The organism is Yinghuangia soli (assembly GCF_021502675.1).
In the GTDB taxonomy this organism is placed as follows: Bacteria; Actinomycetota; Actinomycetes; order Streptomycetales; family Streptomycetaceae; genus Yinghuangia; species Yinghuangia soli.
This window is the reverse complement of record NZ_JAKFHA010000001.1, coordinates 298,960-325,044: the sequence shown is the minus strand read 5'-3', so window position 1 is coordinate 325,044 and position 26,085 is coordinate 298,960. Positions and strand designations below refer to the sequence as shown.

Sequence of the window (26,085 nt, the reverse complement as noted above, 5' to 3'; positions counted from 1 at the left end):
AGCTCCTCAAGCGGGCACAGCGGCAGATGGATCCACCCCTCGTCCCGCGCCCGCTCCCGGCCGGCGTCCGGTGACCCCGACGCGGCCGCCGGTCACGGTCAGTGGCCGGCGGTCCACCCGGGGAACGGGCCTCTGCGCAGGTCGGAGGCCTGTTCACGGGCGATGGGCCAAGGCCCCGAACCGACTCTTGTAGAAGTCTCCGAAGATCCGGTCTCGGTCCGTGGACGTTTTCATGTCTTCCTTGTCTGGCTGCCACTGCGCGGCGCGCTGTGTACTCCATCACAGGAGTTGTGAACGAGACAGGAGCTGTCCGTCCACCAGCCGCCCACGGGTCCGCTCGGCCCCCGACCCAGGCTGCCGAGTATTTCCCCAGACAGTGGAGGCCCCTGATGCCCAAGCCGACCTCGCCGGCCCGCTCTCCGCAGGACCTCGACGCGTCGATCTCCGGCGGCATCGGCGACAGCCCGCTGCGGCCGGACGGGACGCTCAAGGTGCGCGGCGAGTACGCCTACTCGTCGGACCTGTGGGCCGAGGACATGCTCTGGGGCGCGACCCTGCGCAGCCCGCACCCGTACGCACGCATCACGTCGATTGACATCGGCCCCGCGCTCGCGCACCCCGGCGTGACCGCGGTGCTCACCCATGCGGACGTACCCGGCGAGAACATCTACGGCCTCAAGGTCGCGGACACCCCCGTACTCGCCGAGGACGTCGTGCGCTACCAGGGCGAGCCGATCGCGCTGGTCGCTGCCGACCACCCCGAGACGGCCCGCCGCGCGCTGCAGAAGATCGCGGTCGCGTACGAGGTGTACGAGCCGGTCACCGACCCGGAGCGGGCCGCGCACGACGACACGTTGCCCAAGCTGCACCCTGGCGGCAACGTGGTGCGCTACCAGCCGATCGTCCAGGGCGACCCGGACGCGACGGCCGACGTGGTCGTCTCGGACGTCTACACCATGGGCATGCAGGACCAGGCGTTCCTCGGCCCGGAGTCCGGCCTGGCGATCCCGGACGAGGACGGCGGCGTCGACCTGTACATCGCCACCCAGTGGCTGCACGTCGACCAGAAGCAGACCGCGCGGGCGCTCGGCCTCCCGCCGGAGAAGGTGCGCTTCACCATGTCCGGCGTCGGCGGCGCGTTCGGCGGCCGCGAGGACCTGTCGATGCAGATCCACGCCTGCATGCTCGCGCTGCACACCGGGAAGCCGGTCAAGATGGTCTACAGCCGCGAGGAGTCCTTCTTCGGCCACGTGCACCGGCACCCCGCGAAGATGTACTACGAGCACGGCGCGACCAAGGACGGCAAGCTCGTCTACGTCCGGGCCCGCATGTACTTCGACGGCGGCGCGTACGCCTCCAAGACACCCGTCGTGGTCAGCAACGGCACCTCGCTCGGCGTCGGGCCGTACCAGGTCCCCAACGTCAAGATCGAAGGCTGGGGCCTCTACACCAACAACCCGCCGTGCGGCGCCATGCGCGGTCTCGGCGCGGTGCAGCCTGCCTACGCGTACGAGTCGCAGATGGACAAACTCGCCAAGGCGCTCGGCATGGACCCGGTGGTCGTACGCCAGATCAACGCCGTCGAAGAGGGCTCGGCCATGCCCACCGGGCAGGTGCTCGACTACCCCGCCCCGGTCGCCGAACTCCTGCAGCGGCTGGCGGACTTGCCGCTGCCGCCCGAGGACCGCACCGGGCCGGCCGACATCCGCGACCTGCCCGGCGGGATCTCCAACACCACGCACGGCGAAGGCGTCGTCCGCGGCGTCGGCTACAGCGTGATCATCAAGAACATCTCGTACGCGGAAGGCGCCGACGACTACTCCACCGCGCGCGTACGCCTGGAGGTCATCGGCGACGAGCCCGTCGCACTCGTGCACACCGCGGCCGCCGAGGTCGGGCAGGGCCTGATCACTGTCCAGCAGCAGATCGCCCGCAGCGAACTGGGCGTGGAGCGCGTCACCATCCAGACAGCCGACACCAACGTCGGCGACGCAGGCTCCAGTTCGGCATCGCGCCAGACCTACATCACCGGCGGCGCGGTCAAGGCGGCCTGCGAAGCAGTACGCGAACAGCTCTTCGCCCGCGTAGCCCGGCAGTTCGGCGAGGATCCCGCGGAACTCTCGCTGTCCGGAGGCAAGATCGTCTCCGCGGCGACCGGCGTCCTCGCGGACCTCGTGGACGCGCTCGGCGACGAGCCGATCGAGGAGACCCGCGAGTACCACCACCGCCCGACGTACGCGATGGACCCGGAGACCGGGCAGAGCCCCCGCGTCCATGTCCAGCACGCGTTCTCCGCGCACCGCGCCGTCGTGGACGTCGACACCGAACTCGGTCTGGTCAAGGTCGTACAGCTCGACTGCGCCCAGGACGTCGGCAAGGCCGTCAACCCGGACGCCGTCGTCGGCCAGATCCACGGCGGCTCGGCGCAGGGCCTCGGCCTGGCCGTCATGGAGGAGATCCTGGTCAAGGACGGCCGCGTCCTCAACCCGTCCTTCACCGACTACCTGATCCCGACCATCATGGACATGCCTCCGATGACGGTGGACGTCATCGAGCGGGCCGACCCCAATGCGCCGTACGGCGTCCGCGGCGTCGGAGAGCCGCCCACCATATCCGCGACCCCGGCAGTCGTGAATGCGATCCGCAACGCGACCGGACTGAACCTGACCCACACCCCGGTCAAGCCGGAGCACATCGTCGGCGTCTGAGACGCACGCGCCCCCGACTTCCCGCCCGGATGCCGCATCGCGCACTGCCTGCACGACACAGGCATCCGGGCAGCCCCCCGTCTTTTGTTTCCTAAGGAGTGACCATGACCGCGCACACCCAAGAAGCGTCCGTCCTCGAGCTCGAGCGCGCCTGGATGGACGAGGCGATCCGGCTGGCCACGAACAGCGTCGCGAACGGCGGCGGCCCCTTCGGCGCCCTCGTCGCCAAGGGCACCGAGATCGTCGCGCTCGGGAACAACCAGGTGACCGCGAACCTCGACCCGACCGCCCACGCCGAGGTAAGCGCGATGCGCGCCGCCTGCAAAGAGCTGAACAACTTCTCGCTCGAAGGCTGCGTCCTGGTCACCTCCTGCGAACCGTGCCCGATGTGCCTCTCCTCGGCGCTCTGGGCCCGCGTCGACCGCATCGTCTTCGCCGCGGACCGCGACGACGCCGCAGTAGCCGGCTTCGACGACCGCAAGTTCTACGACCTCTTCGAGAAGCAGCCCGCCTCGATGTGGCCGATGGGCATCCACCGCCTCGACATCCCCAACCGCAACGAGCCCTTCGAGGCCTGGCTCGCCAAGGCCGACCGCATCGACTACTGACGCATTTCCTGCTGCTCCGTCCGACGGCCACTGCCCTTGGGAATCCCCAAGGCCAGTGGCCGCCGGCCATTCCGGCCGCGATGATGGACCGATGCGGGGGCGACAGGCGGGGACGACGGGCCGGGCATTCGGGAGACCTTGGGATGGGCGTGTCCTGATCGCCGGTTCGGCGGTCGCCGCCGGCGCGTCGGCAGCGGCGGCGGCATGGTGGTTCACCGGCCCGTGGTCGGCACTCGTCGGAGCGGTCGGGGCGACCGTCGCCGGGGTGTGGTCGTCGCGAGGCATAGCCCGGCGTGACAACTCTGCGGCTGCCCAAGCGACTTCACGTCGTCACCTGCATACGGACGCGCGCGGGAGACTCCCGCGGATACGCGCGTGCCGAGACCCGATCCAGCTCGGCGTGCACCCGGCAGCAGGCGGACCTGACGACGCCGGTCGGGTGCCCCCCTTCGTCGCCCGCGATGTCAGCGGGCGCCTGCAAGACCTCCTACAGGTCGAGGAGTTCGTCCTCATCATCGGCGAGTCGACGGCCGGCAAGACCCGGGCGGCGTACGAGGCGATGACCGCTGTCCTGGGCGACCACGTACTCGTGGAGCCGCAGAACCGGGACGGTCTCGCGGCCGCCCTGGATGCCGCGCAGAACAGCCGGCAGCCGTGCGTGGTCTGGTTGGACGACCTGGAGCGCTTCCTGGGCACGGGCGGTCTTACCCGAGCGGACGTCCGCGCTCTTGTCGAAGGCGGGCGGCACCGCAACACGATCCTGGCCACGATGCGTACGGAGGAGCACGCGCGGTTCCTGCACTCCGGGCACCACTCCGCGGACCGCCTCGGCGCCGAGACCCGGGCTCAGGGCGAGGACGTCATCCGCTTGGCTCACCAGATCCACTTGGCCCGACGCTGGTCGGCCGCCGAAGTCGGCCGCCTGCGGGCACACGATGCCGACCCCAGGCTTTCCGAGGCGCTCGCGCATGCGGAAGCCTTCGGGGTCTCCGAATACCTTTCCGCAGGACCGCAGTTGCTCGGCGCGTGGCAGGCCGCTTGGGCACCTGGAACTCACCCGCGGGGAGCGGCCCTGGTCGCCGCGGGAGTCCTGGCCCGCCGCAGCGGCATGCACCGCCACCTGACAGCGCAACAACTCGCGGACGCGGCCGAGGCGTACCTCGAAGCGCGCGGCGGGGCGCTCCTGCGCCCCGAACCCCTCGCCGACGCGGTCGCCTGGGCGACGACACCGCTGTTCGCGACCAGCAGCCTCCTTCTGCCGGATGGCCAGGGCGGCCTACGGGCGTTCGACTACCTCATCGACGCCCTCCCGAAGGAACCGCCGCCTGCTGCTGCTGTGGCAGCGCTCGTTGCGGTGTCCACCCCGGACGAGGCCATCGACCTCGGGGAACTGGCGGACGGGTGGGAACTCCTCGACGTCGCAGAGGAGGCGTACCGACGCGCGCTGAACCATCATCCGGACGCTGCCCGGCGCCGGAGGGCACTCAGCGGGGTCTCGTACGTCATTCTTGAGCGGGACGGTGCCCCGGCGGCGCTGCGCTTTGCCTCTGATCTGGCGCGGGAGTACGAGACCCGGCTGGGGACGATGGATCCCGACTCGCTCGACGCGCGCAGCCTTGAGGCTTGGAATTTCCACCACAGAGGCGACTCGGCGCGGGCCCTGGCCCTTGTGGAATCGCTGCGGACCGCCATCGGTAGTGCGCCGGGCATGGACGAACAGCTTTCGTTGGCTCTGCGCCGCGGCGCTGCGGTGTTCCACGCCGCCTTGGGGAACCACGCTGAAGCGGCCCGACTCTCGTCGGATCTCGCCCAGGATTGGGAGGCGTACGCAGGCCCGGATTCTCCATCGGTGACGCACTCCATGGTGCTGCACGCACAGCACGCCGGTGATGCTCAAGGCCCTGGGCATGCCTACGCGAACCTACAGGCGCTCATGGACGATGCGCGCTTTCGCCCAGGTACGCGCGCACACCGCGAACTTGTCTCGCAGGTCGCATATCGGAGGGTCGCGGCCGGAGACTATGCGGGCGCTGCAAGGTCGTTTGCGGCGCAGGCGGAAGCCTGGGCGCAAGAGGTCGGCGCAGGGCACACGACCGTGCTGTTCCTGCGCTACGAACTGGCGGACTGTCTGGGCCGGGACGGCGATCCCGTCGAAGCCGTGCGAATACTCCATGACGTCGTCCACGAGTACGAGACGCTGACCGCGGCCGATCCTCGGCTCGGGCTGACCCTGCGCACCCGTCTGGCCATTTGGATCGGTCGGGCTGGTGACCCGCATGATGCCCTGCAGCGGCTCCGCCGACTCGCCGAAACCAGCCGGACAGCGCGCGGCGTAGACGACCCGCGGACGCTCTCCATCCGCCGCCATGCCGCCTACTGGGCCGCCGAGGCAGGCGACGTTCCCCGAGCCTTGGCCGAGGCCCGACAACTCCTCGCCGACTGCGAACGTGTCCTGGGCCCGACCGCCGACCTCACCACCGAGGTCCGCGACCAGCACGACGAGTGGGAGCGCACCCTTGCCCAAGCGACTTGATGGGTTGCAGTGATGTTCACCGGCGTCCGGGCGAGGACATGGAGGCGCCCGCTGAGGATCGGCCGGACGGGGGATCCGGCTCCTTCGGAGCGGCCAGTTCGGCCCATACCGTCTTGCCGGACGGCGAGTTGTCGTCGCAGCCCCAGCGATCGGCGATCCCGGCCACGAGGAGCAGGCCGCGACCGGACCGGGCTTCGAGCGATGCGTCGCCCAGCCGGGGGCGTTGCCGTGTGTCGGAGTCGGTGACGTCGATACGAAGCGTCGTGACGGACCTGCCCTCGTCGGCAGGGATCAGCCGCATCCGAAAGTGGAAAGTGGCGGAGGTGTCGTCAGCATGCCCGTGGACGACCGCGTTGGCGGTGAGCTCGCCGATGATCAAGGCCGCGGACAGGCTGAGTTGGGTGTCCGGTCCCCATCCCCAGTCGGCCAGGCAGGACGTGGCGAGGTGGCGTGCCCGGCGTGCGGACTGGGGTACGGACTCCAGGGTGCACTCGAACGTGTCGGTGCGGCTGGCGGATTCGGAGGTCGGCGTTCCGGAGGTCATGCGGCAAGCGTGTTGGCCGGCGAGCGGCGCTGACGAGGTCGGCGGCCGGTACGTGGAAGCGATGTACCTGATCGGGGTGAGCCCGTCCCTTGACGTACCGACCGGCGCTGTGCGGTGGCGAATACCGGCCAAGTGAATGGGTGTTCGCGTTCGGTTCGCTGTGTGGTGCGTCGCGCCGTACGCTGGCCTCGGATGCCCGATGCGGAACGTGTTCCGATGGGTGCTCCACGTGACTATTGGCCTGGGGGTGGGCCGATTGCGGGGTGACGCAGATGGCGGAGAACGACGATGTCCGAGGCGACGGAGCCGACCGGACGGACCTGCTGCCGGCCGAAGATGCGGAGGATGCGCACGGCTTGTTCCGGACCTTGGGGCGGCAGATCAAGATCCTGCGTGAGCGAGCGGGGTTGTCGCGGCGGGAGTTGGCGGATCGTCTCGGTTACAGCGAGGCGACGGTGAACTCCGTGGAGCGCGGACGTCGGGTTCCCCAGCCGGAGTTCTTGGTGGCGGTCGACAAGTTCTTCGACGTGGGCGGCCTGCTCGCGACGGCAGCTGAAGACGTCGAGAAGGCGAAGGTACGAGCCCGCGTCCGGCATCCGGCGTGGTTCCGCGATTACGCGCGTCTGGAGCGGGAGGCCGTCGAGCTGTGCTACTACGTCAACCACGTCATGCCGGGGATCTTCCAGACGGAGGAGCATGCCCGTGCGTTGTTCGAGATGCGGAAGCCGCTCCTTGATGCCGAGACGATCGAGCAGAGAGTAGAGGCGCGCTTGTCTCGCCAGGCGATCCTCGCGAAATGGCCGGCCCCAATGGTGGTCTGCGTGATCGAGGAGGTCGTCCTGCGGCGTCCGATCGGAGGCTGGGAGATCCATCGGCGGCAACTGGAGGCACTCCTGCGCATCGGACGGATGCGCAACGTTGAACTTCAGGTCATGCCGTCCGACCGTGCGGAGCACGCGGGAGTGGGTGGTCCGCTCACGTTGCTGACACCAAAGGGGCGGCCACAAGTCGCCTACCTGGAGGTGCAGAGCGAGAGTATTTTGATCACAGACGCAGAGGAAGTGCGCATTCTGGCTTCGCGGTTCGGAAGCATCAGGGGCCAGGCGCTGACTCCGGTCGAGTCCCTGGCCGTGATCGAGAAGCTTGTGGGGGAACGATGAGCTGCGACACGCAAGGCGCCGATTCCGACATCGTCTGGGTCAAGAGCAGCCACAGCAGCAACGAAGGTGGCGAGTGCGTCGAGGTGGCGCGCACCTCGGTGTCGGTCTTCGTCCGGGACTCCAAGAACCCGGACGGACCGCGCCTACAGGTCCCCGACGGCGGCTGGGCCGCCCTCCTGCAGCGCTGCGGCCAGGCGTAGGCCGCAGGCGAGGATGGCCGCTCCGCATCACCGGCTCCTGACTGCTCTGGCGTTGTTGAAGATGTCGTAGGGCTGGGTGCCGGTGAGGACGTTTTTGCGGGCCAGGGCCGTTACGAGGCGGAGTAGGGCGGTCAGGACTGCCTGGTCGTTCTGGGCCAGGGTGGTCCAGCCGGTGGTGGGGCCGGGGCGGTAGGCGTTGGTGAGGTTGGTGGCGGTGACGTCGACGACGATGTCGCCGTAGCTGCCGTTCATGGTGGTGCAGGACTGGCCTACGGGGGGCCGAGGGCGAGGCAGGTGGTGGTGCCGCCGGAGTCGGTGTTGATGCGGACCGACATGGACTTGTTGAAGACGTCCCAGGGCGGCATGGGGAACTTGCCCTGGAAGGCCAGGAGTTTGACGAGTTGGAGCATGACCTCGAGTGGGGCGTAGGGGTCGTTGGTGACGGCGACCCAGCCGGTGCGTATGGGTTGGGTCATCGTGGGGCGGAAGCGGGCGTCGGCGTCGGCTTGGGTGACGCCGGTGAAGAGGCCGGTGAAGGTGTCGGTGGGGGCGCTGTTCCCGCAGTTGCCGCCGGCGGGGGCGCCCAGGCAGAGGCAGGTGAGGGGGCCGCCGGCGCCGGTGTCGCGGCTGGGGGCGGGAGGGGTGAAGACCCCGAAGGCCTCGGTGGAGGTGAGGAATCCGCTCGTCGTGAGGGCGCCCACGATTTGCAGGAGCACGGCGGCGTGGCCTGTTCGGCCGGGCAGGACGCCGACCCAGCCGGTGCGGTTCGGGACGCGGGTCGGCATGAAGCTGCTGTCGAGTTGGGCGCGCGTGATGCGGGCGGCGACGCCGGTGAAGTTCTCGGTGGGGGCGCCGCTGCCGCAGGTGCCGCCTGGTGAAGTGCCCAGGCAGAGAAGCGTGTAGCCGTTCTGGGTGACCGGGACGGCCTGGGACCAGGGGGCGGCCGGGTAGGTCGCGGAGCCGACCTTGATGGAGTACGGGACTCCGGGGGTGACGGCGGCGAAGGTCAGGGATGGTGTGGTGCTGGTGGGCGTGGCGACGACGCGGCCGAACGGGTCGATGATCTGGGCGCGGTAGGTGGTCGCGCCTTGGACCGGTTGCCATGTGGCGTTGATGCGTGTGCCGTCGAAGGAGGCGGTGATGCCGGTCGGCGGGTCGACGACGAGGGTGATGGGGGTCGGCGGGGAGGGGCGCGAGGTGGTCGTGCCGTACCGGGTAGCGACGGTGACGGTGTGCGGGATCCCGCGCTGGAGACCGGACGCGTTGAAAGTGGTTGCGGGGGAGGTCACTTGTTGGGTGACGAGCAGGGCGCCGCTGGGGGCGTACAGGTACGCGGTGTAGCCGGCGGCTCCGGAGACCGCGGGCCACGTGGCGGTGATGATCGTGCCGTCGAAGGCGAGAGTGGGCGCCGGGGGCGGATCGGCCAGGACGACGGTCGCCGGGGCCGACGGACGGGACGTGAAGGCGCCGATAGTGGTTGTCACGACGACCGAGTACGGGGCCCCGCGCGTGAGGCCGGTGGCAGGCAGCACTGTGGACGTGACGGTGCCGACCGGCACGTTGAGCACGGTGTTGCCGCCCGAGTCGCGAAGGGTGACGCGGTACGAGGACGCGCTGGGCGCTGCCGACCAGTTCACCTGGATCTGCGTGCCGTCGTAGGCGGCGGTCACGCCGGCCGGCGGGTCCGCGAGGCTGATCTGGAACGGGCCGGAGGGCAGGGACGGAGCGGCGGCGGTGACCGTGGTGACGGTCAGGACGTAGGTGCCGCCGCTGACGAGTGACGAGGTGGACAGGGGCAGGTTCGGCGCGGTCGTCCGGGTGCGGAGCGGCGGGCCGCTGGTCGGGGAGACCGGGCGGATGTCGAGGTCGTAGCCGGTGGCGCCGGCCGCCGCGTTCCAGGTGATGGCCAAGGTGGATCCGCTGTACGAGGCGCTCAGGCCGGTCGGCGGGTCGACGACGGTGACCGCGACGGGCGCGGAGGGCCGGGAGGTTGTGGGCCCGGCGATCGAGACGACGTTCACGGTGTGCACGCCACCGCGGGCCAGGCCGGTCGCCGGGAGGGGCAGACTCCGGCTGGAGGTCTGCACGGATCGGACTACCTGCCCGGTCGGGTCGGTGACTGTGACGCGGTAGGACGTGGCTCCGGGCGCGGCGAGCCAGCTCGCCGAGATGATGTCGGCCGCGTACGAGGCGGTCAGGCCGCCGGGCGGGTCCAGGAGCGTCACGGACGCGGGTGCGGAGGGTGCGGATGAGGTCGGTCCGGCCTGGGCGATGACCGTGGCCGTGTACGGCACCCCGCGGGTGAGGGCGGAGGCCGGGAACGAGGCCGTGGGGGACGCGGAGTTCTGCGTGCCCGCGACCGTGCCGTTCTGGTCGCGCAGGACCGCCTGGTACCCGGTGGCGCCCGGAGCCGCGGCCCAGCGGACGGTGACTGCCGTGCCGTCGTAGGTGGCGGTGACACCGGCCGGCGGGTCGGGCGGCACCATGACCGAGACGGGGGCGGACGCGGCCGAGGTGCTCCCGCCGGCCTGGGTGCGGACCGAGACCGTGTAGGCCACCCCGCGGGTCAGGCCCGCACCGGGCAGCGTCGCCGGAGGCTGGGCGGCTGTTGCATTGCCGGCCGGACGGCCGCTCGGATCGACCAACTCGACCGCGTACGACGCCTGGTAGGACACCGGGTCCCAGCGGACCGTGATCGTTCCGGACGCTACCGTGGCGCTTACGCCGGTCGGCGGATCAAGCAGGAGGACGGGCACCGGAGTGCCGTCCACGGCGGTGGTCGGGGCGGCCAGCGCCGTCACGGTCAGCTGGTGCGCCATGCCGCGGGCCAGTCCCGAGGCCGGGATCTGGACGGTGGCGGCGGTGACTTCGGCGGTGTACGCGGTGCTCCCGGAGGGGCCGCGCAGCGTCACGCGGTAGCCGGTCGCGCCGTTCACCGCAGCCCAGTTCGCGGTGATGCGGGTGCCGTCGTACGTGGTCCGCACGTCGGTGGGGGCGTCGATGACCACGACGGTCGCCGCATCCGAGGGCGCCGAGACGGCTGCCCAGCATTCGGTGGCGACGGTGACCGTGCAGGGCACGCCCCTCGTCCGGCCGGCCGCGGAGAAGCGGGCGGACGTCGTTGCTCCGCCGCCGACTTGGTACGTCTGCACCGGATTGGCGGACGCGGGATCGCGTACGGTCACGACGTATCCTGTCGCTTCGGGGACTGCCGTCCAGGACGCCACGATTTCCAGGCCGTCGCAGGCCAGGGTCAGTCCGGTCGGCGGATCGGCCACCGGTACCGAGACGGGTGCGCTCCACGGGCCGATGGACGCGGATTCGGCGGCGTCCGCAGCAGCGGACCGGGCCCGGACGCGGACCGCGTACAGCCCGCGGGGCCGTCCGGTCATCGCGATCTCGACCGGGGATCCGGGGACGACCGTACGCGTGGTGTCGTTTCCGGCCGCTTCCACTTCGTACGACGCCCCGCTCGGGGACGGCGGCTCCGGCGGGTCGAATCGGACGGTCAACGTGTCGGCGGTGTAAGAGGCCGACACGGCAACGGGGTTGCTCAAGACGACAACCGGATCGGACTCCGACCAGGCGCTGCTGTGCCGGGGCAGCATCGACATGAGGTGCACGCTGTACGTCTCGCCGGGGCGCGGCGTGCGGCCGTCGCGACGTGTCAGGACGGTGCTCGTGCCGGTGAAGTCGACGACCGCGCCGACCTCCATGCCGTACTGCGCGAGGGCGGCGTAGTACCGGACCGGCCCGGTGAGCGGTGCCGGGAGCTCGGGCTCCGTCCAGGACGCGGTCAGTACGGTGCCTTCGATGGCCAGGCGTACGTCGGACGGGGCCGCGAGCGTGGCCGCCTCCAGCGGTTCGGACTCGGTCCACGGCCCTGCATTGCCGCCGATCACGGCCCGCACACGGACGGTGTACATGGCTCCGGGCTGCGGTTCGGAGCCGTCCGTGCGGGTGAGTTCGGCACCCGCCTCGCGTTCGCCGTAGCGGGAGCCGACCACGATGCCGCCGTCCAGCAGCTCCAAGTCGAAGGCCGCGGACGGGGCGTCGTCGAGTGCCACGCCTGCCCACGAGACCGCGATGTAGCCCGCGCGCTCCCAGATGTCGACCGACTCGGGGGGCGGCGGGAACCAGATGGTGAAGTCGGAACTCGCCCATGTGCTCACCGTGTTCGTGCCCACGGTGCGAATCCGGACCTGGGCCTGGGTGCCGTTCGCGAGCGGCTCGGTGTCCGCCGTGAGGGTTGCGGGGGAGGCGGGGGCAGACCGGGTGGCGAGGGTGCGGCCGTCCGCGACGATCCTTACTTCATGAGCGGCATCGGAGGGCGTGTCGTCGGGCGATGTCCAGGTGACCCTGAAGGTGCCTTCGGTCCGGCTGACTTCGCCGGGTTCGGGGGCGGTGAGCGCGACGATGTCCAGCGTCGGGCGTTCGCTCCAGGCCCCCGGCAGCTGATCGGTGCGGTCGGCGCGCAGCACGGCCGAGTACAGGCCGGGTACGGGGTCGGGCAGGGCCGTCGCAGCAGTCCGGGCCGTCCCGGCAAGGGGCTGGTCGGGCACCACGCGTTCGCCTTGCGGATCGAGGAAGGCGATCAGGTACGTGTCGGCGGCCGCGAGGTCGGCCGTCCACGTCGCGGTCAGCGTCCCGTCCGCGTACGTCAGCACGGGCGTGGGCGTCGCCGGCTTGACCAGCGGGAGCGTCGCCCACGGACCGTGCAGGTCGAGGCGGTTGCCGCGTACCTGCGCGGTGTACGTGCCGGGCGGCAACGGATCGGGATCCAGGGTGAGTTCGCCCGTGATGACCAGGCCGTAATCGTGCGTGGCGACGGTATGGCTGTCAGGCCCTTCCGGGCCGACGAGGGCAAAGGTGTAGCCGGCCGCGCCGCGGGCCGCGTCCCAAGTGCCGGAGACTGCCCCCGCGGCGTAGGACACCTTGCGCAGATACGGGGCCGCCACGGTGACCGTGTCGCCGCCGCTCCCGCCTCCGCCACTGCCGCCGCCGTCTCCGTCCCCGTCGTCGTCTCCGCCGCCGCCCCCGCCTCCGCCATCACTGCCGCCTCCGTCCCCGCCGCCGCTGTGGTGGCCGGAGCCGGCCAGCGAGATCGAGATGGCGGTGGTTGCGGCGGTCACCGCACCCGTGGCCAGGACGCCGCCCGCGTTCACGATCGCGGTGACGGCGGCGTCCGCGGCGGCCGCGACAACCCCGTCGACCAAGGCGTTGCAGGCGAGTTCGGCGCCGACCTTGAGGGCATCGGGGCCGACGACCATGGCCAGGAACATGGAGATCTTCTCGGGGTCCGCGAGCAGCGCCTGGGCGAACCGTTTGGAGCCCTTCAGGAACTCGGCGGCGAAGACCTCCGGCACGTCTTCCCAGCGCGTCGTGCTCGGGACTTCGACTTCGAGCGGCGGGAACTCCATCTCCAGGAACGGGCCGCCGAGGGCCTCCAGCACGGTCAACGTGTACGTCCCGGTCACACCGAAGACCAGCTTGCTGCCGGCGACCCGTACCGATGTGGCGATCTCGTAGTTGCTCTTGAAGGCGTTGTTGACCACGAGTTCGGCGAGTGCCCCGCAGGCCGATTCCGCGCTCGTGTCGGCCAGCGACTTGATGGTCTCGACGAACTTGACCAGCTCGCGCTCCCAGCCGAAGTCCGGCCAGCCGTCGATGGCGAACTCGCTGTCGGCTTCCGGGTGGGTGGTGTACGTGAAGCTCTGCTCCAGGACGCCGAACGGCTTCAGCTCGTCCGGCGCCTGCAGATTCCCGGTGAACACCGTCCCGCCGTCCGAGCCTTCGGCCACGCTGACCGAGAAGGCCACGAAAGGCGAGCCGAAGAAGTTGATGCCGGAAGAGAGTTCGAAGCGGGGGTGGGCGCCGGTCGCGAAGGACAGGCGCGGGCCGCCGGTGTAGGGATCGCCGGGGACGTGGTTGTCCCGCGAGGCGAGCTCGACGAACACGAGGTCGAGGGGTTCGCGGAGTTCGACCGCGGCGTCGACGCCGGTGTATTCGTCGGCGTCCTCGTCGTACTGGACGTTGATGGTGCCGTCGAGTTCGAGCGTCTCGACGAGGGTGAGGGCCAGTTTGGCGACGACCGTGAAGCCGCCCGGGATCGGCGTCTCGCCGTCGGCGGCGGTGCCCAGTACCCCGTGCGGGTCCTTGTCGTCGGCGTAGTACGTGATCCGGGTGTCGCGGGCGAAGGTGACCTCGATGAACTGCGACGGCCAGGCCGCCGCCGAACCGGTGACGCACTGGGCGATGAACGCGCCGATCGAGAAGTCCCGGTCGAGGACGATCTGGAACAGCACGGGAATGCCGTCCAGCAGGTCGAGTCCGGCATTGCACGAGAAGCGCGCGTCCGGCGTACCCGCAGCCGGTTCGGGGCCGAGCAGGACATGCCCGTGGATGCCGTACGAAGAGGACTGCGGTTTGGCCGGGGTCGCCCACGTGTAGTCCACCCGCAGGCCGAGGCCGGACAGCTCGATGCCCGGGATCCCGAACGGATTGGCGATGGCCTTGGACGTCTGCTCGGCGGTCGAGTGCAGTTTGGTGTCGTCGACGGTCAGCGCGACCGCGAAGGTGTAGTTGCCGTCGAAGATGCCGGTCAGCGTCATCCAGCCGGTGAGCGAGAAGCGGTCGGCCTGTCCGGGCGAGTACGACAGCGCGACCCTGGAGAAGACGATCGTGTCGAGGACGGTGATGTCCGGCAGCCAGGCCGCGAAGGTCGTGTTGGTCGGGTCGGCCTTGTCGATGAGCGCGGAGAGCCAGACCTCGGGCGGGGTCTGGTCGTTGCCGATGGTGAGGATGTGCGCGAACAGCGTGCCGGACGCGAACACGATGCGCGCGGAGACCAGCGCCCCCTCGGACAGCATGATCGACTTGCCGGCCAGGTCGGCGAGCGGGTCGGTGAAGGTGGGGGAGACGCTCCGCATGAGCGGCGTGGTGGCGGTGCTGAGGGCGGACAGCGGGTGTCCGTACAGGTTGCAGACGACCAGGCGGGCGTCGGCCACCTGGATGTAGTCGTCGACGACCGCGAGGACGGACAGCAGCGAGGCGAAGCGGAACTCGGCGCCGAGGTGGAGGGCCACGGCGTAGCTCCAGGGCTCGATTCCGGTGCCGGGATCGGGGTCTGCGCCGGGGTCCGCGTCGGGGTCCGTGCCGGGGTCGGAATCGGGGGCCGTACCAGGGTCGGCGTCGGCGTCGGGGGCGGTGCCGGGATCCGTGCCCGCGCCGGGGTCCGGATCGGTGTCCGTGTCGTCCGCCGGGTCCGGTGCCACCGCCGGCAGCAGCGCCGACGCGGGCGCCAGGTAGACGAAGCCGTCCGCGGCCGTGCCGCCGCCGTACGCGAGCTTGCCGTAGACCATGAACCGCGAACCGGTCAGGTCCAGGTACGCCGTCGCCTCTCCGAAAGTCAGCCCGCCCAGATCCGCGGGCACCAGCGCGTCCCACGTCTCGGTCTCGTCCGCGGCACCGATGCCGTTCGCGAGATCCGGGACGTCGATGTCCGCGGCGGTTCCTGCGGTCGCCACCCCGGTCAGGACGGTCCGGGCCTCGGGGCCGCCGAGTGCCAGCGCGAGCTTCACGTGCAGGCCCGCGTAGTCGAGCGTCCCGGTGAGCGCCGCGGCGACGGGGCCGCCGCCGGCCGGGACGTCCAGCGTTCCGCCGATCGAGCGGATCGCCAACGTGCTGGTGCCCAGAGCGACTTCCCAGTCGAACTCGGCGCCGCCCGCCACGTGCAGTTCGCCCGTGTCCGGCACCGCGCGCACGCTCGCCTCGGTGATCGTGACGGAGGCGGGCAGCCCGTACGCGGTGATGTCGGACGGCAGCACGGGAATCGCGTCGCTCAGGCCCGCGGCCGCCTTCTCCAGGTCGAATGTGGCGCCTTGGAGGAGCGTGCCGGTGAACTCCCAGTGCGGGCCGTCCTCCGGTTTCTCGGCCATGAGGGCGATCTCGGTGCCGCCGATGGCCACGACCGCGCCGACTTTGCCGGTGACCTGGTCGGCGACCACCGGGTACGGCATGAGGACCTGCGCGGTGACGTCGGTGATCGCCAGGTACGGGTCGAGGAGCGGCCAGACGTCCTCGACGTACGCCGCGAAGCCGAACTGCTTGAGCGCGCCGGATCCGTCCCCGGCGAAGACCAGAGTGATCCCGCCGATCTCGAAGCCGTTGCCGAGGGGGAGGGTGTCGGGCAGGGCCGCGGCCGCATCGTCGCCGGCCAGCCATGTGTCGAGCAGGCGGAACGCGTCCACGTGCACGAAGTCCTCGTCGGCCACCGACACGCGCCAGTCGCCGTCCGGCTCGTACTTGCTGACGGTGACGTCGACCGCGCTCTCGCACAGCATCAGGACGCCGTGCAGCATGCCGGTGACGCCGATCGGGTCCGTGTCGGGCAGGAACGAGAACACCGCGGACAGGTCGCTGACCGCCAACTCGCCGGGAATGACCGTCCATTCGCCGGACTGCGTGAAGCCGAAGGCGACGTGCTGCAGAGTGGTGGCGGCCGGGTCGACCGACACTTTGAAGAGATTGAGGGACAGGCCGCCCAGGCTGCTCAAGCCGACGGGGAGGGTGGTCGGGTCGCCGCCGAAGAGTTCCAGGATCTGCGCCACCGTGGGGAGTTCGACAGGTTCGGCGAGTGCGAACGTCCACTGGACGCCGTCGCCGATCGGCACGGCCAGGGTGACGGCGACCGCGGTGCGGACGTCTCCTGAGCCGAGTACGACCGTGCCGGCGAGGGTGCCGGTGGTGGCCCAGCTGTCCTCGGTACGTGCGATGACCATGTCGATGGCCCAGTCGGACACCGTCAGCAGGCTGTCGACCAGCGGCCAGGGCGCGGTCTGGGCGATGGTGAACGCCACTTCGGTCAGGCTCTGGTCGTCCGGGTCGATGAGCAGGCCGACCCGGCTGAGCGTGAAGGCGCGGCCGAACGCGAGTAGCGGGGCGGGCAGCACGCCGATGACGTCGTCCTCGCCGAGACCGGTCAGGCCGGCCAGCACGGCGAGGGTGGGGACTGTCCCGGTGTCCTCGACGGTGAGGTACCAGGGGCCCTCGGGCGGGATGCCCGCGGTCACGTCGTACCGGCCGTCGCCGAGTTGCAGAGTGCCGCGGAGCTCGCCGCCGTAGGAGAGTTCGGGCTCGGGACGCGCGTATCCGGGTGATCGCAGCACGGTGAGTTCGAGCTGGATGTCCTCGACGGCGAGGCCGGGGGCCAGGGTCCAGGTGCCGGCGTCCAGGGTGACGGACGTGAGCGTCGGCACGGTGCCTTCGGGGGCGAACTGCATCGACCAGTCGCCCGGGCGGATGTCCGCCAGGGCCAGCAGCGTGACCGGCAGGAGCGGCCCGAGGACGTCGCCGACGCCGGACGCGGCCAGCATGGTCTCGAGGGACGTGCCGTCCAGGGCGGGGTCGTCGACGTGCAGGGTCAGCAGGGGGGCCAGCGGGGTCGGGAGGTCGAGCGTGGCCGCGCCGAAGGGGAGGCGGCCGGTGAGGGAGAGGGTTTCGGCGGGGTCCTGATCGGCGCTGCTGCCGTCGGCTCCGGTGCCTCCGTCGCTTTCGGGGACCTCGGCCTCGGGGGTGGCAGGTCCGGCGGGGGCGGGTTCGTACGCGAGGACCAGGCGGCCGCCGGTGAGCACGAGCGGGGCCTGGCCGACCGGAGCCGCGGTCACCGGGCCGAGGTCCGAGAAGGAGGTCCACGAGAACTGCGGGACCAGGTCCGGGCCGACGGTCAGCGGGCCGCCGACGACGGTGGGCAGCGCCGTGCCGGATTCCGACCGGGCGGTGCTCAGGTCGTCCCGGACCGTGGTGCCGGCGGCGAAGGAGAGGCCGGGGGTCAGCGTGAACGGAAAGCCGGGTTCGGTGTGTTCGAAGGTCGTGGCAGCGAACTTCGGTGCAGTCGTGGGCACGTACTCGAACGGGCCGCCGGACAGGACCGGGAACGCGTCGGCCAGGTTCCACGGCTCGGGGGGCGTCGCGGTCCAGGTCGCCTGGAGGGTGAAGTCCGCGGCGACGGTGAACACGACCGTCACGGCGGTCGCCGGGTTGCCGGTGAGCGCGGCCGAGGTGCCGGTCAGGACGAGTGCGGGTTCGGCGCTCTCGGCCAGTTCGGGTCCGCTGCCGGAGGTGACGGAGAGCCCGGCGGTGGCCGCCAAGGCGGTCTCCAGTGCGATGCGTACCGCGGCCTGGTCGCCAGGGAGCGCTGCCTCGTCCAGTAGGTAGACCTCGTCGACGGCAGTTGCCAGGAGGCGCTCCTGAAGCTCCGTCAGGACACGCAAGGCGGAGTCGACTTCGATCTGCACGGGTTCGCTCGGCGGGCCGAACGCGGTCACCGCCACGGTGTATGTGAGCCCCGGTTCACCGGTGAACTCGTAGGCGGGGTCGACGACATCGACCTCCAGGCTTACCCCGGCCGAGTCGGAGACCGCGACCCGGTATCCGGCCGCGCCGTCGATCGCGGGCCAGGACGCCTGGACCGTGCTCCCGGAAAGGGTGAGTGTGACCGTGGGCTGGAGACCGCTCGGCATGCTGGGCGTCCCTCGGGTCGGAGGCGGAGGCGGAGCTCAGAGAGGCGGAGCTGCGTTGCGGTGGGGCTGCGGGGGAGGCCGAACCGGGGACCGGGGCGCGGTCAGACGTCCGTGCCGGACGCGTTGACCATGCGGAGCCGCGGCCCGGTGTTGAAGGCCTCGCGCTTCATGGCGGCCTTGGTGAAGTTGGAGGTGTCGATCCGTCCCCGGCTTCCGGCGCCGACCGCGACGATGTACTGGTCCAGGGCGCTGCGGAGGTCGAACGTGGGCGACCGCACCGGTTCCTGGATCCGGGTCAGCGCGATCTGGCCGCTGTCCTGGTCGAAGCTCAGGTACGCGGACCAGGTGATGCCGTCGAACATGACGTGGTTCGGCATCCTGCGGGTGTCCGGGCCGTGCCGGAGCGCGACCGGCATCGTCCAGTACCGCAGTTGCAGGGCGGGTCCGTCGTCCAGCCGGTAGGGGGCGGTGGTGAGACCCGTCGAACCGCGCCCCGCGGGCGGCCTCAGGCCCGGGCGGGACACGGGTGTGCGCTCCTGTTCGAGCAGGTACTCGCGGACGCGCCAGAGCATGTCGCGTCCGGCGCCTCCGGCCATGTCGTCGGTGTCGTAGTTGGACAGCACGTACACCCAGATGTCGGTGCGGTTCGGCAGGGCGCTGACCACGACCGTGTCGCGGAAGTCCTCGGGGTCGGGCAGCGTCAGCAGGATGTAGTCGCCGATGACCTGCGCGTCGATCTGCGACTCGTCGAGCCCGGCCAGCCAGGGCGTCGTCTCGTCCGGCAGGGGCTCGGTCTCCAGGCGGTTCAGCGCGATGCGGTAGGGCTCCAGGCCGGCCTCCTCGCTCGTCGGCGTGATGACGAGGACGGGGTCGAGCCCTTCCAGCGCACGTTCGACCTGCCCGCGGGTCACCAGGCCGGGGGCGATCTCGGCGGCCAGCGAGGCGACCAGGGACTGGCCGGTGCCGCGGTCGAGGGGGGAGTAGAGCGAACCGTTGGTGAGCGGGGCCGTGTAGAACTGCTCCTGCGTGGTCAACGTGCCGTCGGAGAGCAGCGCGTTGTACGCGTAGAACGGCATGAGGAACCCGCGCACGTACGCATCGGCCGGCCCCATGAAGTCGATGACGTTGTGGCTGGCGTCGGAGTACGGCTTGCGGTCGGCGAGGCGCCCGCCGTAGATGTCGGGCGGGATCGGGATGCCCAGGAACTTGAGCTGCATGAACTGCATGTAGCCGACGAACTGGACGACCCGGCCGCCCTCGACGTCGGCTTCCTTGGCCATCTCGGCACGCGCGGCCTTGTCCAGCGTCGGGTCGTAGTAGGCCCGGACCACGGTCGGTTCGACGAAGGCGTCGTCGACCCCGAACCAGTGCGCGCCCACCTTCTTGTACCAGCGGCCCAGGGGGACGCGTGCAGTCGATCTGCCGCGGATCGTCCCGGTCAGGTAGTACTGGCCGTCATCCTCGGACACCGCGACCGTCATCGTTCCCCCTTGGGCGTGCCTGTACGTGCCTGTGCGTGTCTGTACGTGCCAGTACGTGGCGTGCTTGTGCGTGGGTGCGTGCTGTGCAAGTGCGTGAGCGGAATGTGTGCGGGCGGCTCGACCGCAGCCCCGGCCGGCGTGCGAATGCCCGGCGTGCGGGCGCCGGATCAACGGCGCCCGATCAATGCTTGTCCGTGTGCTCCCACGGCCCCATCGGGTACGTCGACCCCGCTTTGTTGATGTCGCTCGTGGGGATCGGACGCAGGCTGTTCTTGTCGGAATAGCGCGCGGTCAGCTCGCCCGTTCCGTACACCTGCACTTTGAGCTCGGTCTTGTTCTCGCCGACTGCGCTGTGGCATGCGGCCACCGACTGGTCCGTAGGCCGGACCACGATGTCACCGAGGATCTTCCCGCCGGACAGATCCGTGGTGAACGGCTTGCTGCGGTACGAGGACGCGATCTCGGTGACGTAGATCTGGTCCACCGTGTTCGGCGTTTCCTTGCCGCCGGTGCCCCGCAGCTCCCAGTCCGGACTGGTCTCGAAGTGCGCCCGGTTGATGGTCTCCTGCGTCGGATGGCCGTGCGACCGGGTCTTCACACCGGAGTTGACGACAAAGAGCAGCGGCTGCAGCGTCGCGAACAAGTGCACGTCGCAGCTGGACGAACTCGCATGGTGATTGGCCTTCATCAAGGTCGCGTACCCCGGGGAGCGGAATTTGGGGACGCCCGCCTTGAACTCTTTCGTCCGGGGGAAGTAGGCCTCGAGTGCGGGCCCGATCTCCTTCTCCACATTGGCGTGCTGCGAGTAGCTCTTCTTCTTCGACATGTCGACGGCGTTGTCGCCGTAGTTGCCGCCCGCCGCGCCGCCGCTCCCGGCAATGTCGCCGCCGAGGAAGTACCGGAACGAGCCGTACTGCAGCATGGTGACCAGTGACCGGTCGTTCTGGTCCACCGCGAGCTTCTTGCCGCGCGGCCGGCGCTTGCCCTTGCCGCCCTTCTTCTTCTTGGCCGTGCCTTTGCGGACCGAGTCGATGCCGATGATCTTCTGCTTGTTCTCGTTCCAGACACCCTGGCCGGACGCGATCACGAAGAGGTCGACCGGGATCACGCCGATGCTGCCGATGTTGATCACGGTGGTCTTGCCCTTGTCGTTCAAGCCGCCGCGCTTGATGTCCACGACCTTGGTGGAGTTGGTCTTGCCCTTGGTCGACGCTCCCTTGAGGTCGTCCTCGAGCGAGTGCCAGGTGCCGCTGGTCGGGTCGGTCTCGCTGCTGGGCGACTCGCGGTACCAGTACGCGGGCCACATCCGCTCGACGAGCTGGACCTTCTGGCCCTTCCGGGTGGGCTCGATGCGCTCCTTGAAGATGCTCCGCAGCCCGGCCATGTGGTCCTCGTGCGGATGGCTCACCAGCACCGACAGCTTGGACTGGTAGCCCTTGCCGGACGCTGCGCCGTGGCGGATCAGGTACTTGACCACGTCGCCGCCGAACTCGTCGTCCCCGCCGTCGATCAGCAGTGCCGAAACGACCGTCCCTTGCAGGCTCTTCTCGCGGCGTACCGCCTCGGGGACGTAGTCCATCGGACTGGTCGGCACGGTGGAGCCGAGCAGGGCCTTCACCTTGTCCAGATCACGGATGATGATCAGGATGGCGTCGCCCTGGCTGACGTTGATGTGATGGACCTCTAACCGCGCGCTGTCCGGCATGGCCGACCCCCAGACGCAGATGCGCAACCGCCCCCCACAAGCGGTTGCCGCACTCCCCAGCCCGGACCATAGGCCGCGGGAAAAGCGGACGTCCATAGCCCGGTCGGCACGAACTCACCGCTTCTTGCTGATCGTTCGGCGGCATGCGCGGGTGTCGCGAGGGCCGGGGTGCGGCGCGGAATTCCGCTGCGAGCAGACAAAACGAGAGGTCGGCGCGGGTCCGGCTTAGCATGAGCCATGGGTGAGACTGGGGCGTTGATTCCTTTCGGGACCGTACGGGCGTCCGTGCGCACTTCTGCGCGGGCCGGGCAGGCGGCGAACGGGCGGGGCGAGCGCGCGGCGCGGCCGGCGGCCGAGCCGCTGTGGCGCGAGGTGCTGGGCGACCAACTCCGGGCGCTGCGCCGCGAGCGCGGCGAGACTTTGATCGAGACGTCCGGCCGGGCCGGGATCTCGCCGCAGTACCTCTCCGAGGTCGAGCGCGGCATCAAGGAGCCGTCCAGCGAGATGATCGCGGCGATGGCCGGCGCGCTGGACGTCAGTCTGGTCGAGCTGACTCTCGGCGTCGCCGAGACTCTGCGGGCGGTCCGTCCGGCCGCAGGTACGGCTCGGGCCTCTGTTTCTGCCTCTGCCTCTGCGGCCGGACGGTACGGGGCTTTCGCGCTCGCGGCCTGACCGCGGCCTGAGCGCGGCCTGAGCGCCGCCTGGTCCCCGGGTGGACGTCGGGTGGACGTCGGCGGAGCGCTGCTGGTCAGCGCTCCGCGATGACGTTGTCGATCAGCCCGTACTCCTGTGCCCCGGCCGCGGTGAACACGCGGTCGTGGTCGGTGTCGGCGCGCAGTGTCTCGGTGCTGCGCCCGGTGTGCCGGGACAGGATGTTCTCGATGTCCGCGCGTACCCGGACGACCTCGTCGGCGCGCAGGATCAGGTCGGGGATGGTGCCCCGGCCTTGCGCCGCGGGCTGGTGCAGGACGACGCGGGCGTGCGGGAGGGCCGAGCGCTTGCCCGGCGCGCCCGCGGCCAGGAGCACGGCGCCGATCCCGACGGCCTGCCCGACGCAGGTCGTGGCGATCTGCGGCTTGATGTAGCGCATCGTGTCGTACACGGCCAGCATCGCGCTCGGGTCGCCGCCCTCGCAGTTGATGTAGAGCTGGATGTCCTGGTCGTGGTTGTCGGCTTCCAGGAAAAGCATCTGCGCCACGAGCGCGTTCGCCACGCCGGCGTCGACCCCGGTGCCCAGGTAGATGACGCGTTCGGCCAGCAGGTGCGAGTAGACGTCCATGATGCGCTCGCCGCGCGAGTTGCGGGCGATGACGTTGGGGATCGTGTACGTGCTCATCGGGCGGCTCCCTGGAATCCCGCGTCGGCGCCGAAGCGCTTGGCGCCGCGCGGTGCGATCTCGGCGAAGTCCTGGACGATGGCGTCGACGAAGCCGTAGTCCAGGGCCTCCTGTGCGGTGTACCAGCGGTCGTGCAGCGAGTCCTCGAAGATCCGCTCCACGGGCTGCCCGGTGTCCTGCGCGATCAGGCCGAGCACCGTGTCGCGGGTGTGCCGCAGGTCGTTGGCCTGCAGTTCGATGTCCACCGCCGTACCGGCGATCCCGGCCGACCCCTGGTGCATCAGGACGCGGGCATGCGGCATCGCGCGGCGCTTGCCCGGCGTACCGGACGAGAGCAGGAACTGCCCTGCGCTGTAGGCGATCCCGAGGACCAACGTGGAGACGTCGCACGGCACGAGCCGCATCACGTCCCGGATCGCCAGCATCGCGGGCACCGAGCCGCCGGGCGAGTGGATCCACAGCGCGATGTCGGCGTCCGGGTCCTCCGCGGCCAGGCTCATCATCTGCGTCGCCAGCAGGCTGCCGTTGTCGTCGTCCAGCGCGCCGTCCAGGACCAGCACCCGCTGGTCGTACAGCTCGCGCCGGGCCCGGTCGTGGAACGAGGGTGCCTTCGTCGTTTCGCTCATGCCTTCACCCTGCGCCGCCGGCGCCGCCCGCGGTCCGGATATCTGCCTGCAGCGGATTCGCTCTCGGCGGACATCCCCGAATCGCCGGTGCGGCGCGCCCGGAAGCGCCGGGACGCCGGGGATTCGGGTTGCATAATGGGGCAAAAGTTGCGGGGAGATCGGCAAGACTTGAGTAGTTCGTTGCCTTGAATCGTTCGTGTCTGCGCAGTTAGCTTGGGTCATGACTGCGACGCGGATCCCTATCGCCGCCGGTGCGGCGCGGGAGGACCGCCCCTGATCCCCGAACGAGCCACCGCACCCCGTTCCTGTGCAGCGTGATCCGCCTAGTCCGGAAGGATTTCCGATGTCCGAGAACCATGACGCAATCGTCACCGACGCCAAGGCGGAGGGCGGGGGTGGATGCCCCGTCGTACACGGGCGCGCCCCCCACCCGACGCAGGGCGGCGGCAACCAACAGTGGTGGCCGGACCGGCTCAACCTGAAGATCCTGGCCAAGAACCCGGCGGTGGCGAACCCGCTGGGCGCGGACTTCGACTACGCGGCCGCGTTCTCGGCGCTCGACCTGCCCGCGGTGAAGCGGGACATCGCCGAGGTGCTCACCACGTCGCAGGACTGGTGGCCCGCGGACTTCGGCAACTACGGCCCGCTCATGATCCGCATGGCGTGGCACAGCGCGGGCACGTACCGCATCAGCGACGGCCGCGGCGGCGCCGGCGCCGGGCAGCAGCGCTTCGCGCCGCTCAACAGCTGGCCGGACAACGCGAGCCTGGACAAGGCGCGCCGCCTGCTGTGGCCGGTCAAGAAAAAGTACGGCCAGAGCCTCTCGTGGGCCGACCTGATGGTCCTCACCGGCAACGTCGCCCTGGAGACTATGGGCTTCAAGACGTTCGGCTTCGGCGGCGGCCGTGAGGACGTCTGGGAGTCGGAGGAGGACGTCTACTGGGGCCCCGAGCAGGAGTGGCTCGGCGACGAGCGCTACACCGGCAACCGCGAGCTGGAGAACCCGCTCGGCGCGGTGCAGATGGGCCTCATCTACGTCAACCCGGAGGGCCCGAACGGCAATCCGGACCCGATCGCCGCGGCCCGCGACATCCGCGAGACGTTCCGCCGCATGGCGATGAACGACGAGGAGACCGTCGCCCTCATCGCGGGCGGCCACACCTTCGGCAAGACGCACGGCGCGGGCCCCGCGGACGCCGTCGGCGCGGACCCCGAGGCCGCGCCGCTGGAGGAGCAGGGCCTGGGCTGGCGCAGCACGTACGGCACCGGCGTGGGCGGCGACGCGATCACCAGCGGCCTCGAGGGCATCTGGACCAACACGCCGACGGCCTGGGACAACAGCTTCTTCGACATCCTCTTCGGCTACGAATGGGAGCTGTTCCAGAGCCCGGCCGGCGCCAACCAGTGGCGGCCGAAGGACGGCGCGGGCGCGGACACCGTCCCGGACGCGTTCGACCCGGCCAAGAAGCACGCGCCGACCATGCTCACCACCGACCTGTCGCTGCGCTTCGACCCGGCGTACGAGCAGATCTCGCGGCGCTTCCACGAGAACCCGGCGGACTTCGCGGACGCGTTCGCGCGCGCCTGGTACAAGCTGACGCACCGCGACATGGGCCCGATCGTGCGCTACCTCGGTCCCGAGGTGCCGTCCGAGAAGCTGCTGTGGCAGGACCCGGTGCCGGCCGTCGACCACGCGCTCGTGGACGCCGCCGACATCGCGTCGCTCAAGGCGCAGGTCCTCTCCTCGGGCCTGTCGGTGTCCGAACTGGTCGCGACGGCGTGGGCGTCGGCCTCGTCGTTCCGCGGCAGCGACATGCGCGGCGGCGCCAACGGCGCCCGCATCCGCCTCGAGCCGCAGCGCGGCTGGGAGGCCAACGACCCCGACCAGCTGACCCGGGTCCTCGGCACCCTGGAAGGCATCAAGCAGAGCTTCGACGCCGCGCAGTCCGACGGCAAGAAGATCTCGCTCGCCGACCTGATCGTGCTGGCCGGCGGCGCCGCGGTCGAGAAGGCCGCCAAGGACGCGGGCGCGGACGTCGAGGTGTCCTTCCGCCCGGGCCGCACCGACGCGACCCAGGACGACACCGACGTCGAGTCGTTCGCCGCGCTGGAGCCGGGCGCCGACGGCTTCCGCAACTACCTCGGCAAGGGCAGCCGCCTTCCCGCCGAGTACCTGCTGCTGGACCGCGCCAACCTGCTGAACCTCAGCGCGCCGGAGATGACGGTCCTGGTCGGCGGCCTGCGCGTGCTCGGCGCGAACCACCAGCAGTCGCAGAACGGCGTGCTCACCGACGCCCCCGGCACGCTGACCAACGACTTCTTCGTCAACCTGCTCGACATGGGCACGACGTGGAAGGCGACCTCCGAGGACGCCAACGCCTTCGAGGCCCGCGACGCCTCCGGCGAGGTCAAGTGGACCGGCACCCGCGCCGACCTGGTCTTCGGCTCGAACTCCGAGCTGCGCGCCCTTGCCGAGGTCTACGCGAGCGACGACGCCAAGGCCAAGTTCGTCACGGACTTCGTGGCCGCCTGGGTCAAGGTCATGGAGTTGGACCGCTTCGACCTGGCGTGAGCCTGCGGCTGACGTCTGAGTAGGCAATACGTGTGGGGCGCCCCCGACGACGGGGGGGCCCCCACGGCGGCGCCCCCCGCCCCCCCCCGAGC

General features: G+C 70.4%; 14 protein-coding genes. 7 read left to right on the top strand and 7 right to left on the bottom strand.

Annotated features, from left to right (window positions below):
• Positions 1 to 389: 389 nt before the first annotated feature.
• From pucD to LZ495_RS01360, 3 genes are all read left to right on the top strand, one after another.
• Positions 390 to 2,708 carry a xanthine dehydrogenase subunit D gene (gene pucD, locus LZ495_RS01370; protein ID WP_235049897.1) on the top strand — a complete coding sequence of 773 codons (2,319 nt, stop codon included), beginning with the start codon at positions 390 to 392 and terminating at the stop codon, positions 2,706 to 2,708.
• A gap of 104 nt (positions 2,709 to 2,812) precedes the next feature.
• Positions 2,813 to 3,316 carry a nucleoside deaminase gene (locus LZ495_RS01365; protein WP_235049896.1) on the top strand — a complete coding sequence of 168 codons (504 nt, stop codon included), beginning with the start codon at positions 2,813 to 2,815 and terminating at the stop codon, positions 3,314 to 3,316.
• A gap of 439 nt (positions 3,317 to 3,755) precedes the next feature.
• Positions 3,756 to 5,849, top strand: coding sequence for a tetratricopeptide repeat-containing protein (locus LZ495_RS01360; protein WP_235049895.1), 2,094 nt, complete (start codon positions 3,756 to 3,758; stop codon positions 5,847 to 5,849).
• 16 nt (positions 5,850 to 5,865) lie between these two features.
• Here LZ495_RS01360 and LZ495_RS01355 read toward each other — a convergent pair whose 3' ends face one another.
• Positions 5,866 to 6,393 carry an ATP-binding protein gene (locus tag LZ495_RS01355; RefSeq protein WP_235049894.1) on the bottom strand — a complete coding sequence of 176 codons (528 nt, stop codon included), beginning with the start codon at positions 6,391 to 6,393 and terminating at the stop codon, positions 5,866 to 5,868.
• A gap of 272 nt (positions 6,394 to 6,665) precedes the next feature.
• On the opposite strand from LZ495_RS01355, the gene LZ495_RS01350 reads away from it, so the two are divergent.
• Entirely contained in the window at positions 6,666 to 7,553 is an 888-nt protein-coding gene (locus LZ495_RS01350) for a helix-turn-helix domain-containing protein (protein WP_235049893.1), read from the top strand.
• Positions 7,550 to 7,753 carry a DUF397 domain-containing protein gene (locus LZ495_RS01345; RefSeq protein ID WP_235049892.1) on the top strand — a complete coding sequence of 68 codons (204 nt, stop codon included), beginning with the start codon at positions 7,550 to 7,552 and terminating at the stop codon, positions 7,751 to 7,753. The genes LZ495_RS01350 and LZ495_RS01345 overlap by 4 nt, the downstream gene beginning before the upstream one ends.
• Before the next feature lie 27 nt (positions 7,754 to 7,780).
• Here the strand turns inward: LZ495_RS01345 and LZ495_RS01340 are convergent, their stop codons facing one another.
• The 4 genes from LZ495_RS01340 to LZ495_RS01325 form a co-directional block, all read right to left on the bottom strand.
• Entirely contained in the window at positions 7,781 to 8,005 is a 225-nt protein-coding gene (locus LZ495_RS01340) for a hypothetical protein (protein WP_235049891.1), read from the bottom strand.
• Between the two features lie 17 nt (positions 8,006 to 8,022).
• On the bottom strand, positions 8,023 to 18,273 hold the full coding sequence (locus LZ495_RS01335; protein ID WP_235049890.1) for a fibronectin type III domain-containing protein: 10,251 nt from the start codon (positions 18,271 to 18,273) through the stop codon (positions 8,023 to 8,025).
• Between the two features lie 101 nt (positions 18,274 to 18,374).
• Positions 18,375 to 19,754, bottom strand: a complete 1,380-nt coding sequence (locus tag LZ495_RS01330; RefSeq protein ID WP_235049889.1) for a hypothetical protein — start codon at positions 19,752 to 19,754, stop codon at positions 18,375 to 18,377.
• A 181-nt stretch (positions 19,755 to 19,935) separates the two neighbouring features.
• Positions 19,936 to 21,459 carry a ComEC/Rec2 family competence protein gene (locus LZ495_RS01325; protein ID WP_235049888.1) on the bottom strand — a complete coding sequence of 508 codons (1,524 nt, stop codon included), beginning with the start codon at positions 21,457 to 21,459 and terminating at the stop codon, positions 19,936 to 19,938.
• 285 nt (positions 21,460 to 21,744) lie between these two features.
• On the opposite strand from LZ495_RS01325, the gene LZ495_RS01320 reads away from it, so the two are divergent.
• A complete protein-coding gene (locus LZ495_RS01320) occupies positions 21,745 to 22,131 on the top strand; it encodes a helix-turn-helix domain-containing protein (RefSeq protein ID WP_235049887.1) in 387 nt (128 codons plus the stop codon).
• Between the two features lie 76 nt (positions 22,132 to 22,207).
• Here LZ495_RS01320 and LZ495_RS01315 read toward each other — a convergent pair whose 3' ends face one another.
• Positions 22,208 to 22,795: a ClpP family protease gene (locus LZ495_RS01315; RefSeq protein ID WP_235049886.1), complete on the bottom strand. Its 588-nt coding sequence runs from the start codon at positions 22,793 to 22,795 to the stop codon at positions 22,208 to 22,210.
• Entirely contained in the window at positions 22,792 to 23,421 is a 630-nt protein-coding gene (locus LZ495_RS01310; RefSeq protein WP_235049885.1) for a ClpP family protease, read from the bottom strand. Before LZ495_RS01310 ends, LZ495_RS01315 begins: the two co-directional genes overlap by 4 nt.
• A 343-nt stretch (positions 23,422 to 23,764) precedes the next feature.
• On the opposite strand from LZ495_RS01310, the gene katG reads away from it, so the two are divergent.
• Positions 23,765 to 25,993: a catalase/peroxidase HPI gene (katG, locus tag LZ495_RS01305; protein WP_235049884.1), complete on the top strand. Its 2,229-nt coding sequence runs from the start codon at positions 23,765 to 23,767 to the stop codon at positions 25,991 to 25,993.
• The last annotated feature ends 92 nt before the right edge of the window (positions 25,994 to 26,085 follow it).